General features: G+C 59.2%; 13 protein-coding genes. 6 read left to right on the top strand and 7 right to left on the bottom strand.

The window, feature by feature from the left end:
• Positions 1-338: 338 nt before the first annotated feature.
• Positions 339-2,120 carry an SIR2 family protein gene (locus C0V76_RS18965; RefSeq protein WP_101944482.1) on the top strand — a complete coding sequence of 594 codons (1,782 nt, stop codon included), beginning with the start codon at positions 339-341 and terminating at the stop codon, positions 2,118-2,120.
• Complete coding sequence (locus tag C0V76_RS18960; RefSeq protein ID WP_101944481.1) at positions 2,113-3,537, top strand: nuclease PIN; 1,425 nt, start codon at positions 2,113-2,115, stop codon at positions 3,535-3,537. Before C0V76_RS18965 ends, C0V76_RS18960 begins: the two co-directional genes overlap by 8 nt.
• Before the next feature lie 411 nt (positions 3,538-3,948).
• On the opposite strand, the gene C0V76_RS18955 is transcribed toward C0V76_RS18960, so the two are convergent.
• Genes C0V76_RS18955 through C0V76_RS18945 form a run of 3 tightly spaced genes read right to left on the bottom strand, consistent with a single transcriptional unit; the run spans position 3,949 to position 5,637 of the window.
• A complete protein-coding gene (locus C0V76_RS18955) occupies positions 3,949-4,227 on the bottom strand; it encodes a 4Fe-4S dicluster domain-containing protein (protein WP_101944480.1) in 279 nt (92 codons plus the stop codon).
• Positions 4,228-4,267: 40 nt separating this feature from the next.
• Positions 4,268-5,158: a class III extradiol ring-cleavage dioxygenase gene (locus tag C0V76_RS18950; RefSeq protein ID WP_101944510.1), complete on the bottom strand. Its 891-nt coding sequence runs from the start codon at positions 5,156-5,158 to the stop codon at positions 4,268-4,270.
• A 38-nt stretch (positions 5,159-5,196) separates the two neighbouring features.
• Positions 5,197-5,637 (bottom strand): DoxX family protein, encoded by a 441-nt coding sequence (locus C0V76_RS18945; protein ID WP_101944479.1) that lies wholly within the window; start codon positions 5,635-5,637, stop codon positions 5,197-5,199.
• A gap of 101 nt (positions 5,638-5,738) precedes the next feature.
• Between C0V76_RS18945 and C0V76_RS18940 the strand changes: the two genes are divergently transcribed.
• The 4 genes from C0V76_RS18940 to C0V76_RS18925 all read left to right on the top strand — a co-directional run bounded on the left by C0V76_RS18940 (position 5,739) and on the right by C0V76_RS18925 (position 10,177).
• Entirely contained in the window at positions 5,739-6,647 is a 909-nt protein-coding gene (locus tag C0V76_RS18940; protein WP_158239296.1) for a LysR family transcriptional regulator, read from the top strand.
• Positions 6,648-6,727: 80 nt separating this feature from the next.
• The gene (locus C0V76_RS18935) at positions 6,728-7,225 is read left to right on the top strand and encodes a hypothetical protein (protein WP_143707474.1); all 498 of its coding nucleotides are present in this window, start codon (positions 6,728-6,730) and stop codon (positions 7,223-7,225) included.
• Positions 7,226-7,405: 180 nt separating this feature from the next.
• A complete protein-coding gene (locus C0V76_RS18930; protein ID WP_101944476.1) occupies positions 7,406-8,494 on the top strand; it encodes a beta-propeller fold lactonase family protein in 1,089 nt (362 codons plus the stop codon).
• Positions 8,495-8,554: 60 nt separating this feature from the next.
• Positions 8,555-10,177 (top strand): methyl-accepting chemotaxis protein, encoded by a 1,623-nt coding sequence (locus tag C0V76_RS18925; RefSeq protein WP_101944475.1) that lies wholly within the window; start codon positions 8,555-8,557, stop codon positions 10,175-10,177.
• A gap of 111 nt (positions 10,178-10,288) precedes the next feature.
• Here C0V76_RS18925 and C0V76_RS18920 read toward each other — a convergent pair whose 3' ends face one another.
• The 4 genes from C0V76_RS18920 to C0V76_RS18905 are packed head-to-tail and all read right to left on the bottom strand — an operon-like array spanning position 10,289 to position 14,004.
• The gene (locus C0V76_RS18920) at positions 10,289-10,759 is read right to left on the bottom strand and encodes a cyclophilin-like fold protein (protein WP_254048303.1); all 471 of its coding nucleotides are present in this window, start codon (positions 10,757-10,759) and stop codon (positions 10,289-10,291) included.
• Positions 10,756-11,349, bottom strand: a complete 594-nt coding sequence (locus C0V76_RS18915) for an NTP transferase domain-containing protein (protein ID WP_101944474.1) — start codon at positions 11,347-11,349, stop codon at positions 10,756-10,758. Before C0V76_RS18915 ends, C0V76_RS18920 begins: the two co-directional genes overlap by 4 nt.
• Before the next feature lie 4 nt (positions 11,350-11,353).
• On the bottom strand, positions 11,354-12,361 hold the full coding sequence (locus tag C0V76_RS18910) for an XdhC family protein (RefSeq protein ID WP_101944473.1): 1,008 nt from the start codon (positions 12,359-12,361) through the stop codon (positions 11,354-11,356).
• Entirely contained in the window at positions 12,361-14,004 is a 1,644-nt protein-coding gene (locus C0V76_RS18905) for a xanthine dehydrogenase family protein molybdopterin-binding subunit (RefSeq protein WP_101944472.1), read from the bottom strand. Before C0V76_RS18905 ends, C0V76_RS18910 begins: the two co-directional genes overlap by 1 nt.
• Positions 14,005-14,102: the final 98 nt, after the last annotated feature.

Raw genomic sequence — 14,102 nt, 5'->3', positions numbered from 1 at the left:
AGTCATCGAATCTTTATTCGCGCTGAGCGCGAGTAAGATGGCATGCAGATGTGCTTACGACCTCGCCTTACTCCGGTCCTAAATAGTCATCGACGAGATCGTCAAATCCATCGACCACCTGCAGAAGACCAAGGAAGCCCTGCTGGGCACGGATCGCAATCTGCGGCTCGCGAACGACAAGGCGCAGGATGTGATGATCAAGCGGCTGACGCGGGGGGAACCCGACGATGGCGGGGAAGGTTGGGGAGCTGAAGAAGGGGGAGGGGTGTGATGCTAAATGTTGGATTACTAGCCCTGGCAGCATTTAGGCTCTGCAACTTAACGAGGAAATGCTCAATATGCCGGCACGAGTAATCAATGAAATCGAATTCCGTCAGCATGTCGCCCAAACCGGGCGGCAACTAATGTGGTTCCTCGGTGCTGGCGCGTCTCGTAGTTCCGGCCTTCCGACTGCAACAGACCTAACTTGGGACCTTAAACGACGATACTACTGCGCCCAGGAAAATCAGGACGTTGTTGCACACGACGTGAGCAATCGCTTTGTCCAAGCTCGCATACAAGCGTACATGGTTAGCAAAGGCTTTCCGCCTCTTTGGGACCCAACCGAATATTCCTTTTATTTCGAGCTGCTCTTTGGAAAAGACTATGCCGCACAACAGAGGTATCTCAATGAGGCGCTTGCGACAGGGAAGATTTCCTCGACGATCGGCCACCGCGCGCTAGCAGCACTCATCCATCTAGGTCTTTCCCGGATCATCTTCACAACGAATTTCGACGAGGTCGTCGAATCAGCTTACGCTTCTATTGCAGGCAAAAATCTCACGACCTTTCATCTTGAAGGCTCTTACGCAGCGCTTGAAGCGCTGAACGCAGAGAGTTTTCCTTTTTACGCAAAAGTTCACGGCGACTTTCGCTATCAGAGCGTGAAGAACCTAAGCGACGATCTATTGCACAATGATCGTGAAATTCAGAAATGCCTTGTGGCTGCCGCCTCTCGCTTCGGAATGATCGTCAGCGGATACAGTGGGCGAGACGGCAATGTAATGGCAATGCTCCGGGAAGCGATTGACCAGAACAATGCTTTTCCCCACGGTTTGTATTGGACTGTTACCCAAATATCTCGTGTCGAAGCGCCAGTGCGTGAGTTGATGGACTATGCGAATAGCAAAGGCATTGAAGGCGGGATCGTCGAAACTGGTACGTTCGACGAGATGTTGGCAAAAATCTGGAGATTGATCGCTGAGAAGAGTCCGGACGTTGACGCAAAGGTCAGAAGCGCCACTACCAAACAAGTCAAAATTCCGCTGCCTCCTGTAGGCAACGCGTATCCCATGCTTCGCACGAACGCACTTCGAATCACAGGATTTCCAAGCGCTTGCGGCACGATCGACTATGACGGAGCTGTGGACATTGGTGAGTTGAAGAGCGTCCTGTTTGAGAAGCAACCTCCTTGCTCGGTTTGCCACACAGATCGCATTTTGTTCTGGGGAGACGGTAAGGAGATTGCCAAGATTTATGAGCCCAAACGGGTGAAGTCGATCACGTCATTCGAGATCGATGATTTGGTTCATGCAATCAACGCTTCAACCTACTTTAAGTCGATGGTGGAGCATACCGTTGCAACCGCATTGGTAGCCGACAAGCCTCTCATGTTGCGTAAGCAAAACAAGACTTGGTATGCCATCACCCACCACGAGCAGGCCCACAGCGATGCATTGAAATCTATGCGAGACGCGCTTTCTAGGAAAGACTTTGACGGCAAGCTACACAACGGCGTTGTTAATGGCCGGGTTCCTGGCCTCAAAGATGTGTATTGGGCAGAGGCTGTTTCGCTGAAGATTGAGGAAAGGGACGGACAACTGTGGTTGTTGCTGCAACCTGACGTGTGGATTTCTCCAAACAAGATGCGCGAGGAAGCGACGGTCTTTCTCCGCAAGAAGAAGATATACCGATGGAACAAACAAGCATCCAACCTTCTCAGCGCTTGGATCGAAGTTCTTCTCGGTGGTGTTGGTAAGGGCGACGCTAGCGTGACTGCATACAAAGACACCGAACATTCTGCGCAATTTCAAATCAGCATGCGCTCGGCGTTCAGCAGAAGGAGCGACAAGAATGTCTAACGACCCCAATGCGCTGCCAGCCAATTCCATCTTGCCAGAACCGCAACTACTTTTCGCGGGAAGCAAAACGCACGCTCATCCGTTGCGCGGCCTGACGGACTATGGCCCCTACAGCCTCGACATCGGCGCACCAAAACTGGTTCGCCTTGCATACCTTGCTCCCAACGATCTCCTTCCTAGGCTTGATGAGCTCGCCAATGAATTGATTAACAAGCAGCAAGTGCGTGAAGCCCCCAATTACTACATCGCATACGAAGGGTTTGAGACAGTTTTTCGGGCGAGACTTGTCCAGGCGACTGACTCTTTACGCATTGCCACACCGAATGAGTGCTATGCCCTGGCCGCAGCCGGAAATGGCCATGGGTTAGTTGACTTGATACTGCAGGCCATCCTTCCGCTGAAAAAACTCAAGCACACGTTCGACGTTTTGATCGTCCACTTGCCCGCAGCCTGGAAGGCATCTTATCTGTACGAAGGTTTCAATCTTCACGACAGGATTAAAGCAAAGGTTGCTCCGCTTGGCATTCCGATCCAGATCATCAACGACAGCATGTTCGAACGCACGTGCCGCGCGCAGGTTGCCTGGGGAATGAGTGTCGCCCTTTATGCAAAGGCAAACGGCATTCCGTGGAAACTCGCTGATTGGAACAAAGACGAGGCGTATATCGGGCTTAGCTACGCCATCAAAAAGCTTGAGAGCGGTGTGGAATACAGCACCTGTTGCAGCCAGGTCTTCGATCCGGACGGCACCGGTTTCGAGTTCATCGCCTACGATACGCGCGAGTACACGACCGATCGCAAAGGCAATCCTTACCTGACGTATCAAGAGATGCAGTCGGTACTATCGAAAAGCCTTCTGCTTTATCAAAACTCGCATAATGGCCGCATGCCAAAGAAAATCTATGTCCACAAGACAACGCATTTCACCGAGGATGAAATCCAGGGCGCATTCGATGCATTCGGATCGAGGATGGAGATAGAGCTGGTTCAAATTATGCGCGGAACCAATTGGTATGGGCTAAAGATTGATGGGCCGGACAAATGGAGCAAGAACGCGGCCCCTGCAGGATATTCCGTTGATCGCGGCCTTTATCAGCCGCTCACTGAAAACGAATGTCTGCTTTGGACACAAGGGTCTGTCCATGGCATCAATCAGCAAAAACCCAGTCAGCCTGTCTTCAAGGAAGCACCGCTGAAACCTCTTCCCAGTCCGATAATGTTGCGCCGTTTCTCCGGTGCAGGGGGATGGCATGCGACATGCGCGAGCATTCTTGCCCTCACCAAGGTCGACTGGAACAACAATACGCTATACAAAACACTGCCAGTAACGCTTGTTTATTCTCAGGTCTTTGCTGAAGTGGTGAAGCAGTCAGCAGATATCGTGAATGACGTCTACGACTATCGGATGTTCATGTAGTTAAGACCGTAACCCGGAATGAATGCCCGGCGTACCGCGTACCCCGGATATTCGTAGCCTTGTGGGGTGCGCACCGCGCACGCGGATCTCACGACCATCCCTCCCAGCTTCTTGAGCAGTCCTTGTTGTGGTTGATCCGGCGAGAGGGTGCGCAATGCGCACCCTACTTTTGCCATCCGAAAACAAGCCCGGATGAAGGTATCGCCTTAATCCGGGGCTTTTGTCTGGTGTGTCGAGCCGGCCCCCGATTCCGCTGAGCGTCACCCGAACTACGCCCTGCGCTACGGTATTCAACTGACTTCACCGCGTACGGGAGGGTAATGATGGGGTCCCCGATTCAAGGGTGGGGTGCAAACCCTAGCGGAAGATTGATCGCTTCTTCCTGAATCGTAAAACCCGCACTGCAGTCTTTCAGCTTCGGGCCAGCGTGATCGCTTGCTCGGGGCAGGCGGACACGCACAGCCCGCAGGCCATGCAGCGCTCGGCCAACACTACGTTGGCCTGCTGCCAGCGGTGCACGAAGCCCTTGATTTTGCCTTTCAGGCTCAGTGTTTCGCGCGCCTCGGGTGGCAGCGTGAACATCTCGAACACCTGGTAGGGGCACACGTTGATGCAGGGGCCCTTGCCTTCGCAACGGTTGCGATCAATCACGGGGATGAAAGCGCCGGGCGCCTGTTTGCATGTGTTCATGGGGAAATCCTCCGGTGCATGCTAGCCATGCTTGTGATGCCTAGTGGCGGTGTAGATGTCTTTCATGCAGGCTCAGGGTATCGAATGTCGAGTCCTCGAGATGCTTGCCAAATCGGTAGGCTGAGGTGGCGAGATCGGCGATGTAGTCGCTGAACACGCAGCTCGCCAGATCGTTCCCGGCGGCGCCGACAGCCACGTGCAGAGGCATCAGATGGTCGGCGTGCGGATGCGCGATGCGTGCATTGGGGGCGAACTCCCATTCGATGAGCGCGGCGGCGCGCGCATCGGGTTCGGCCTGCACGCTGTGCCGCAGCCAGGCGTCAAACGTTTCCGAGACCTGCCGGGCCTGCGTGCCACGGATATGCATAGTGTGAAAGCTCTGGCCGCTGCCAAGGATCAGCACACCCTGGTCGCGTAAGGGCGTCAGTGCGCGCCCAACGTTGATGTGTTCGGCCGGATCGAGCGGCGAGCGCAGCGAAAGCTGCACGACGGGAATCCTGGCGTCCGGATAGAGCGGCTTAAGCAGGCTGTAGGTGCCGTGATCGAAGCCGCGCACAGGATCGATACCGACCGGCCAACCGGATTTTTCCAGCAACGCGGCCACCTGTGCGGCCAGTTCGGGCGAGCCGGGTGCCGGGTAGTGAATCTGGTACATGGACTCGGGAAAGCCGGCGTAGTCGTAGATCATGCCCGGCTGTGGCGCGGTGGAGACCGTGAATTGCGCTTCTTCCCAGTGCCCGCTGATGACCAGCAGCGCGCGTGGCGGTGCGGGCAGTTGACGGGGAATGTCCTGCAGGGAGCGCTCAAGCTGAGTAAACATCGCCCGGAATGGCCCTTCCATGAAAGGCCAGGGACCGCCGCCGTGTGACAGGTAGTACACCGGCATGCGTGTATCGGGATCGGTCCGGGCAGGGATGATTTTGTCGAGCATGATGGGCTTCGCTGCAGGGGTGGAGGTATCGCCGAGGCTCAAGAGGCCGCGACAGCCAAGGCGCTGCGCGAGGCAATCGGGGCTTTCTTCGTGCGACCCCAGGCCACGAACAGGGCGAGGGCGATCAGCAGCAGGTTCATCGGGAGGACGAAGTACTCGCCGCGGCTGATGTGAAAGAAGAAGGCGCATAGCTGCAGTGCAACCGAGCCATACGCAGCGAATACCGTCAGGCGCGGTGCGATGCGAGTCAGGGCGGGCAGGAGCAGGCCCAGACCGGCCGATAGATCGACCAGGCCTATGAAGCGCAGGAACATTTCGGGCACGTCGGCCGCCCAGGGAATCTGGGTTGCCGCCTGCGCAACCGGCGAGGTCAGCTTCATCAGGCCGGCGGGCATGTAAACGAGCGCCAGCAGCAGTTGCGAAAACCAGAGGCCGAAGCGCATGCCTTTGGAGGCGGTGGGTTGAATGTTTGATGCCATGGTGTGACTCCTGTAGATGTTGGGGTGAACGTATCTTTTCATCTACAAAAGAGAATGAGAACTCTATAATTCAGATCTAGTTGTTCAGATTGGTAGATAGAGTGAGTGCCTATACCCTGGATCAGTTTCTGGTTTTCATCGCTGTTGTCGATTGCGGCGGCTTCGCTGCAGCGGCCCGCAAGCTGGGGCGTGCGCAGTCGGCCATTACCTACGCTGTTCGCGCGCTGGAAGAGCAAACCGGCCTTGTGTTGTTCGACCGCGCGCACTACCGGCCCCAGCTGACCGATGCCGGGCGCGGCCTGTTACCGCGCGCGCGACTGCTGGTGGAAGACCTGGACGACTTTCACCGCCATGCCGAGGGTTTCGCTCACGGGGTTGAGGCGGCCGTCTCGCTGGTGGTCAATGAGTTTGTCGATCAGGGGCTGGTCATTGGCGCGCTCGACAGCCTTCGTCGTGCCTATCCCTCGGTACGCGTGCGCATGGCCGTCAAGCCGTTCGGCGACGACATCGAAATGGTGCGTGCCGGGCAGGCTACGCTGGGTGTGGTCGCTGCCATCTCGTCGCTGGGCAATGAGTTCGAGGCTCGTCAGCTGGTCGATCAGGCGCTGGTCGCGGTCGCAGCGCCCAGCCATCCGCTGGCCGCCATCCGTGGCCCCATCGGATTAGGGCAGTTGCGCGGTCAGATGCAGATCGTGTGGACGCGCAATATCACGGTGACCGACAGCACCGATTTGGGCGTGCACGCGCTCGACGCCTGGCACGTGACCGACCTCAACGCCAAGCTGCACATGCTGCGTGCTGGCGTTGGCTGGGGCAGCTTGCCCGCCCACATGGTGCAGGAGGATCTGGCGGCTGGCCGACTGTGCGTGCTCGACATGGAGAGCTGGGAAGGACGTGATCGCATGCCCAGCGTTTCGAGCTTCGTCATTCGCCTCAAGAAGGGCGTGCCCGGTCCGGCGGCTCGCCATCTCGTCGATGCCTTGCTGGCCAAGGGCGGTGCGCCGAAGTGAGGCGCTGAGGTGGTGAGCCGTATGCCTCGCTGAGTGCTCCCGGCAGGCTGCTATTACTTCATTGAATTGGAGGGTTGAGGGTGCGCATTGCGGGTCGATGGGTAATGGCGTTGTGGGTTGTCGGGGGGCTGTTCGCCGGCGGCGCGTGGGGCAATGGCCTGGCTGAGCGGGCGGCAATTCTCAACGCTGCGCGCCCAATGGCGGCTGAGAAAGCGGGGCAGGCAGTACGCATCAGGGTCGACACGCTCAACATCGACTCGGGCTGGGCGATGCTGGTCGGGGAGCTTGTTGGTCCGCCGGGCAAAAGGATCGATTGGGCGAAGGCCGACGATTGCAACGCTGAGCTCGACAAGATGTTCTGGGTGGTGCTGCACAAGTCGCAAGGTGCATGGCAAGTGAAGCACATGGAGATTTGTGCTTCGGAGCCGCCTTATTGGTATCTGGAGCAGTACGACAGCTCGGCCTGGCCATGCGGCGTGTTTGCCGGGTTGGAGGCGGGTGTCGGCGAGACCCTGGAGGCACTGTGCCGCCGGGAGCGCAAGGCGCCCGCTCGAGTACCGCCTTCCACCGCGCCTTGAGCCGTTCAGAAATGTCTCGTCGGGCAGTCTTCGGGATCTGCCGTGCGAGGGATGGGCACAGGCTGAACCTCCCGCTCGCATCTGTGTAAAAAGCACACGCTTGATCTCAAGAAAGCAGCGCCTCTGCCGTATTAGGGGAAGTTCGTACCACTTTCTGCCTAATCTCTCGGGGACGTCACGATGCGCGCACGCACACACAATCCAGGTCTGTTCAGAAAATTGATTGTCAGCTTGCTGGTCTTTTCTGCCAGCGCAGCACAGGCAGCGACCGTGGTGTATGTCGCCAATGCGGAGTCCAAGGACATCTCGGTTTTTTCCCTGAACCGTGATGGGCAGCTCGTTGCCCTGCAGACGATGCCGGTGGGCGGCACCGTAATGCCGATGGCGATCTCGGCGGACAAGGCGTTGCTGTATGCGGCCCTGCGCTCAAAGCCCTACAGCGTTGTGGCCTTGCGGATTGATCCCAAGAGCGGCCAGCTCAGCGAGCATGGCTCGGCGCCGCTGCCCGAGAGCATGGCCAATATTTCGCTGGATCGCAGTGGAAAATTCCTGTTTGCCGCTTCCTATGGCGGTAATCAGGTCAGTGTGAGTCCGCTGGATGAAAACAGGGTGCCGCTGGCCGCCACCCAGATCCTGCCTACGCCACCGATGGCACACCAGATTACGGCGCAGCCCGATAACAAGATCGTGTATGCCAGTTCGCTCGGTGGGGATCAGTTGCTGAGCTTCAGCTTTGATCCGGTGAAGGGAGCGCTGACACCGAGCAGCGAACCGGCGTTGAGCTTGCCGGCCAAGTCCGGCCCTCGGCACTTTGTTTTTTCCAAGGACAACCGTTTCATCTACCTGCTGGATGAACTCGATGGCCGCCTGCATGTGTTGCAGCGCGCGAGCAATACGCCGCAACTGAAGTTGCTGCAGACCACCAGCGTCATTCCCGCGCAATTTACCGGCACACCGGCTGCGGCGGATCTGCATCTGACACCAGATAGCCGTTTTCTGTATGCCTCCGAACGTGGCTCAAACACCCTTAGTGGCTTCCGTGTGGATGCCAAGAGCGGTGAGTTGAGCTTGATCGGCAGCTGGCCGACCGAAACGCAGCCGCGTGGCTTCAACCTTTCGCCAGACGGAAACTTCCTGCTGGCCGTGGGGCAGAAGTCCCATCAGCTCAGTCTCTATCGCATCGACTCGCAGAGCGGCGAGCTGACGCTGCTTGCGCAATATGCCATGGGCAAGAATCCGAACTGGGTCGAAATCATCGAGCTACCTTGATTAACGCCATCGCCCGAAGCTGAAGCTCGGGCCGAAAGACTTTCGCTATAAGGGAACACAATGAAGCTCAGTATTGTTCAAAGGCTCTGGTCCGTCGTTGCCCTGGCTGTCGCAGCGGTGATCTTCGTGGGGGCTGCGGGGCTTTATACCGCGTCAAACGTGAAGGGTGATCTGGATAACATCCGTCAGGATCTGTTTCCGAGCGTCTATAAGCTCAACCAGATGACGCGCGCCATCATCAACATCCGGCTCGCCGTGCTGACGCACGCCACCAGTGACTCGCCCAAAGACAAAGCAGATCAGGACAAGCGTTTTGCCGAACTCAAGACGCAACTGATGGAGCTGGCGGACGACTACGAAAAAACACTGGTCACCAATGATGTGGACAAGCAGATGCTTGCCAAGGACCGGGAGCTTTTCAAGGAGTACCTGGACCAGGCAGAGAAGGTGCTCGCCGCCTCCAATGCCAACAATGCCGAAGCTTCCAAAGCGGAGCTGAAAAAGCTGCGTGAAGTGGCGGTCCGCGTTAATCAGCAAGGTGTGACGCCACACGTCAAGCTCAATGATGAGCAGGTCGATGCCGTCAATAACCACGCTGAGCAAGTCATCAAGAATGGCGTGACGACCAACACCGTCATCATCATTGCCAGCGTTGCGCTGGTGGCCATGCTTGGCTGGTGGATCGTTCGTTCGATCACACTGGGCATCAGTACGCTGGAAAGTACCGTGGAGCATATCGAGCAACGCCTGGATCTCACGCGCCGTGTCAATTACCAGAGTGAAGATGAGCTGGGGCGGATGGCAAAATCCTTTAACCGCTTGCTTGAACGGCTGCATAACAGCTTCAAATCGGTTTCCGGCTCGGTGCATCAGGTGACGGCGGCTTCGGTCAATACCGCGGAATACTCCAGGCAGGTTGCCAGTGCGGCTGAAGACCAGAGCAGTTCAGCGACCAGCATCGCCGCGAGCATCGAGGAGTTGACGGTGAGCGTCAGCCACATTGGTGATCACGCCAGTCAGACCAGCGAGCAGGTCAGCCAGGCCGGCAAGCTGGCTATGAATGGCGAGCGCATCGTTCAACAAACCGTGGCGGATATCCAGAAGATTGCCTCGCTTGTGGATGATTCGGCAGGCCTGATCGAACAACTTGAAACCCAGAGCAGCAAGATCGCCCAGGTGATCAGCGTGATTCGCGAAGTGGCCGACCAGACCAATCTTCTGGCCTTGAATGCAGCGATCGAAGCGGCGCGGGCAGGGGAGCAAGGCCGTGGCTTTGCCGTGGTGGCCGACGAAGTTCGCAAGCTGGCTGAGCGCACGGCCAGCTCCACGCACGAGATCACTGAAACCATCAACACCATGCGCAGTCAGGCACAAAACGCCTCGCAGAGCATGCGCAACGCGGTGACCGAAGTGGGTGGCAGCGTGCAGCGCGCGAGCCAGGCCAGCGAGGCCATTCGCGAAATCAGCAGCAGTGCGCAAGCTTCCGTGCATCTGGTGAACGAGATCAGCGATTCGATTCGTGAGCAAGGTGCCGCCAGCACCTCAGTGGCCCAGGCCGTGGAACGCATCGCGCAGATGACCGAGCAAAGCACCCGGGCAGCCCGCTCCGGTGCAGGGGCTGCACGCGAGCTCGATGAACTCGCGCGGAAGATGCAGAGCGAAGTTTCGGCCTACGTATTGTGAGTGGGGGCTGATCAGCAGGAAGGGGCGCCAGGCGCCCCTTCTGCGTTTGGTCATTTCCGAGCAGCGCGTGAGCCCTGATCACGGCTTCACCGTAAGACGGTAAACCGCTTCTTACTCCACCCGCTCTACCACTACGGCAACTTTCCCCGACAGCCTGAGCAGCTCAACACCTGATTCGATCTTTCCCAGACTCACCAGCCCGCTGGAATAGCGAAAGCCCTTGTGGAACAGCGCGAGGTTGCCCCAGGGTGCGTAGTAGGTGATGTCGCCCACTGCCGGGGCGTGGCCCTCGGGCGCAGCGGTGGTGTCGAGCTTGCGTGGTGGGTAGCCGATTTTCTCTGTGGCGGCGTAGTCTTCAAGCGCCAGCGTGAGCGGCAGCATGGTGTAGAAGTCGCGGGCGCTGGAATTGTCGTAGAGCGTGGCGGGGATGACTTGGCCATGGATGAGCAGACGTATTTTCATCGGTTGGGTGTCCTTGCCTGGCGCAGCGACTGACTGAGCGCAAGCAAAAAGCGGGGCTGCAAACAGTGCGGTAGTGAGCGCCAGGATGTGCAGGCGGTGGCGTGCAGAGGCGTACGTCATGCGAACCCTTGAGTGGATGACAACGCCTGCAGATCGGCAGGCGTGTCGATATCCAGCAGGCAGCCGGAGTCATTCACCGGCACGCGTACGATTGCATTGGCCTGCTCGCGCAGGATGTTGCGCGCGCCGGTATCGCCAGTCAGCACGCTAAGTGCTTCGCCCCAGCGGGCGGCGAAGCCAACCGGGTGGCCACGCTGGCCTTCATGGAATGGCGCGGCAATATCGGCCCCCAGACGGATAGCCTTTGCGACGGCACGAACGGTGTCCGGCTTGATGCAGGGCATGTCGCCGAGCGCCACCAGCCAGCCGGCAGCCTCGTGCGTGGCTTGCACGCCGCTAGCGAGCGTAACGCCCATGCCTTCGTCTGCATGGATGACTTCGATGCATTCGATACCGAGGTTTGTGAGCGTGTGGCGTAGCTGGGGCTGATCGGGGCGGATCAAGGCGATGCAGCGGTCTGTGCTGGTGGCCAGCGTGCGTGCGCTGGCGGCGATGATCAGTTCGCCATCGGGCAGGCGCTGCAGCAGTTTGTTGCCGCCAAAGCGCCGGGCGCTGCCCGCCGCCAGGAGAAGGCCTACGATCTTGTTCATATGATCAGGCGATGCTGCAAGCGAGGGCGTCGGAAGCAGCTGCGGGGGCGGCGCTCCATCGCGGCAGGGAGATGCCGTTTCGCACGGCAATCATTTCGGCCAGGATGGAAACTGCGATCTCGGGCGGTGTATGGCTGCCGATCGGCAGGCCGACCGGTCCGTGCAGGCGCTGCAGTTCCTCTGGCGAAAAATCGAAGTGGCTCATCAGGCGTTCGCGACGTTTTTCGTTGTTGAACCGCGAGCCCACGGCACCGACGTAGAAGGCGGGCGAGCGCAGGGCTTCGAGCAGCACCATGTCATCGAGTTTGGGGTCGTGAGTGAGGGCGACGACAGCGCAGTGCGCGTCTGGCTTCATCTCCAGCAAGCAATCGTCGGGCATGGCGGTGACAAGTTTCGTGCCGGGCACATCCCAGCCGGGGCTGTATTCCTCGCGCGGATCGCACACGGTGATGGCGTAATCGAGGGCCAGGGCCATCTGTGCGAGATAACGCGAGATCTGCCCGGCGCCAACGATCAGGAGTCGCCATTGCGGGCCGTGCACGGTGGTGAGGCGTTCGCCATTCCAGCGCAGGGCATCGCCGCGTTGTGCTTCGCTTAGCGTGGTGCGGCCGCTGGTGAGGTCCACATGTTTGACGACCAGTTGCCGTGCGGCCAAGCGTGCGGCGAGTTCATCGAGCATCACCGGGTCCGGGCAGGGCTCGATGACCACTTCCAGCTTGCCACCGCAGGGCAGGCCGACGCGCTCGGCCTCTTCCTTGGTGACGCCATAAACCAGCGGGAAAGGGCGCTCCACACCGAGGCGCCCCTCGCGCATGCGTGCGATGAGGTCGTCCTCGATGCATCCGCCGGACACCGAGCCTTCGACCAGACCGTCCTCACGAACGACCAGCCAGGCGCCCGGCGGGCGGGGCGCCGAGCCCCAGGTGTGGGCGACCGTAACCCAGGCAAAGCGCCGGCCCTCACGAGCCCAGCGCTGTGCACTGGAGAGCACCTGAAGGTCGATGCTGTCCATCAGGCTTTCAGCCCTTCGGTCTTGAAAGGCAGATCGCGCAGGCGCTTGCCGGTAGCTGCCGCAATGGCGTTGGCCAGGGCCGGTGCCAGCGGTGGTACGGCAGGCTCACCAATCCCGGTGGGTTTCTCGCCGGACGCGACGAGATGCACTTCGACTTTAGGCATTTCGTTGATGCGGATCGGCGGATAGTCGTGGAAGTTCGATTGCTCGACCGCGCCATCCTTGAAGGTGATCGCGCCATACAGCGCGGCAGACAGGGCGTAACCGATCGATCCTTCGACCTGTGCGCGGATGATGTCCGGGTTGATCGCGATGCCGCAGTCGACCCCGCACACGACGCGATCCACGCGCAGGCTGCCATCGGGCTTGATGGTGATCTCGGCGACTTCGGCCACGAAACTGCCGAAGGATTCATGCACAGCCACGCCGCGAGCCCGGCGATCGCCATTTTCTCCCGGTGCGAGGGGCGTGCCCCAGCCGGCTTTGTCGGCCGCCAGCTTCAGCACGCCGGTATGGCGCGGATGGTTTTTCAGCAGATCGAGGCGGTAGGCCACCGGATCCTGACCGGCTGCCACGGCCAGCTCGTCAATGAAGGTTTCGGTGGAGTAGGCGGTATGTGTGGAGCCTACCGAGCGCCACCAGTGCACCGGCACCTGGATGTCGCTGGGCGTGTGCAGATCTACCTGGATGGCAGGGATGGCGTAGGGCAGGTTCGAAGCGCCCTCAACCGACACTGGATCGATGCCGTTCTGCACCATGCCGGCGAAAGGTGAACCGGTCAGGATGGACTGGCCGACCAGACGATGGCGCCAGGCGGTAGCGCGGCCTTGTGCATCCAGCGCGGCTTCGATGACGTGGTGGAAGGCCGGACGGTAGTAGCCGGCCTTCATATCGTCTTCACGGAACCAAACCATCTTCACCGGCGCGCGACCCTTGATGGCCTGGGCGATGGTGACGGCTTCCAGCGTGTAGTCAGAGTCCTTGCTGCCGCGTCGGCCGAAGCTGCCGCCTGCGTAGAGCATGTTGATCTTGACCTGTTCGACCTTGATGCCGAGCAGCGCGGCAATCGCCATCTGATCGCCGGTCTGCATTTGCTCGCCGTTCCACAACTCGCATTCATCCTTGCCGAGCCGTACTACACAGTTGAGCGGCTCCATGGCAGCATGTGCGAGGAAGGGGAAGTCGTAGCTGGCACGCATCACTTTTGCGGCCTGCGCGAAGGCCGCATCGGCATCACCCGTTTTGCGTGCGACGGCGCCTGGCTGCTTGGCCAGCTCATGGTAGCGCGCAAAGATCTGCTCGCTGCCAAGCTTGAAGGCGCTGGATTCGTCCCACTGGATGCGCAGTGCATCGCGCCCCTTCTTGGCGGACCAGGTGTCCTTGGCCAGCACGGCGACACCGTTCGGGATCTGTACGACTTCGACTACGCCCTTGATGGCCTTGGCCTTCGATGCATTGAAAGACTTCACCTTGGCTCCAAAGCGCGGCGGGTGGGCCACCACGGCGGTCAGCATGCCGGGCAGGTGGATGTCCTGCGTGTAGACCGCTTTGCCATTGATCTTGTCCGCTGAGTCCTTGCGTGGCGCGTGCTTGCCCACCAGCTTGAAATCCTTGGGGTCTTTGAGCTTGATGTCGGCCGGCACACTGAATCGCCCCGGCCTTCCTAGACACTTCGTAGCCTTAAACTGGCGACCAAGTCGAGGTGTCTATGAGCAGCAAGCGGTACACGGAAGAGTTCAAG

Source organism: Uliginosibacterium sp. TH139 (genome assembly GCF_002855595.1).
Lineage (GTDB): Bacteria > Pseudomonadota > Gammaproteobacteria > Burkholderiales > Rhodocyclaceae > Uliginosibacterium > Uliginosibacterium aquaticum.
This window is presented reverse-complemented; position numbering and strand designations above follow the sequence as displayed.

Coding starts and splice junctions, on each gene's coding strand:
- C0V76_RS18965 (WP_101944482.1), top strand. CDS start 339: ATGCCGGCACGAGTAATCAATGAAATCGAATTCCGTCAGCATGTCGCC.
- C0V76_RS18960 (WP_101944481.1), top strand. CDS start 2,113: ATGTCTAACGACCCCAATGCGCTGCCAGCCAATTCCATCTTGCCAGAA.
- C0V76_RS18955 (WP_101944480.1), bottom strand. CDS start 4,227: ATGAACACATGCAAACAGGCGCCCGGCGCTTTCATCCCCGTGATTGAT.
- C0V76_RS18950 (WP_101944510.1), bottom strand. CDS start 5,158: ATGCTCGACAAAATCATCCCTGCCCGGACCGATCCCGATACACGCATG.
- C0V76_RS18945 (WP_101944479.1), bottom strand. CDS start 5,637: ATGGCATCAAACATTCAACCCACCGCCTCCAAAGGCATGCGCTTCGGC.
- C0V76_RS18930 (WP_101944476.1), top strand. CDS start 7,406: ATGCGCGCACGCACACACAATCCAGGTCTGTTCAGAAAATTGATTGTC.
- C0V76_RS18925 (WP_101944475.1), top strand. CDS start 8,555: ATGAAGCTCAGTATTGTTCAAAGGCTCTGGTCCGTCGTTGCCCTGGCT.
- C0V76_RS18920 (WP_254048303.1), bottom strand. CDS start 10,759: ATGACGTACGCCTCTGCACGCCACCGCCTGCACATCCTGGCGCTCACT.
- C0V76_RS18915 (WP_101944474.1), bottom strand. CDS start 11,349: ATGAACAAGATCGTAGGCCTTCTCCTGGCGGCGGGCAGCGCCCGGCGC.
- C0V76_RS18910 (WP_101944473.1), bottom strand. CDS start 12,361: ATGGACAGCATCGACCTTCAGGTGCTCTCCAGTGCACAGCGCTGGGCT.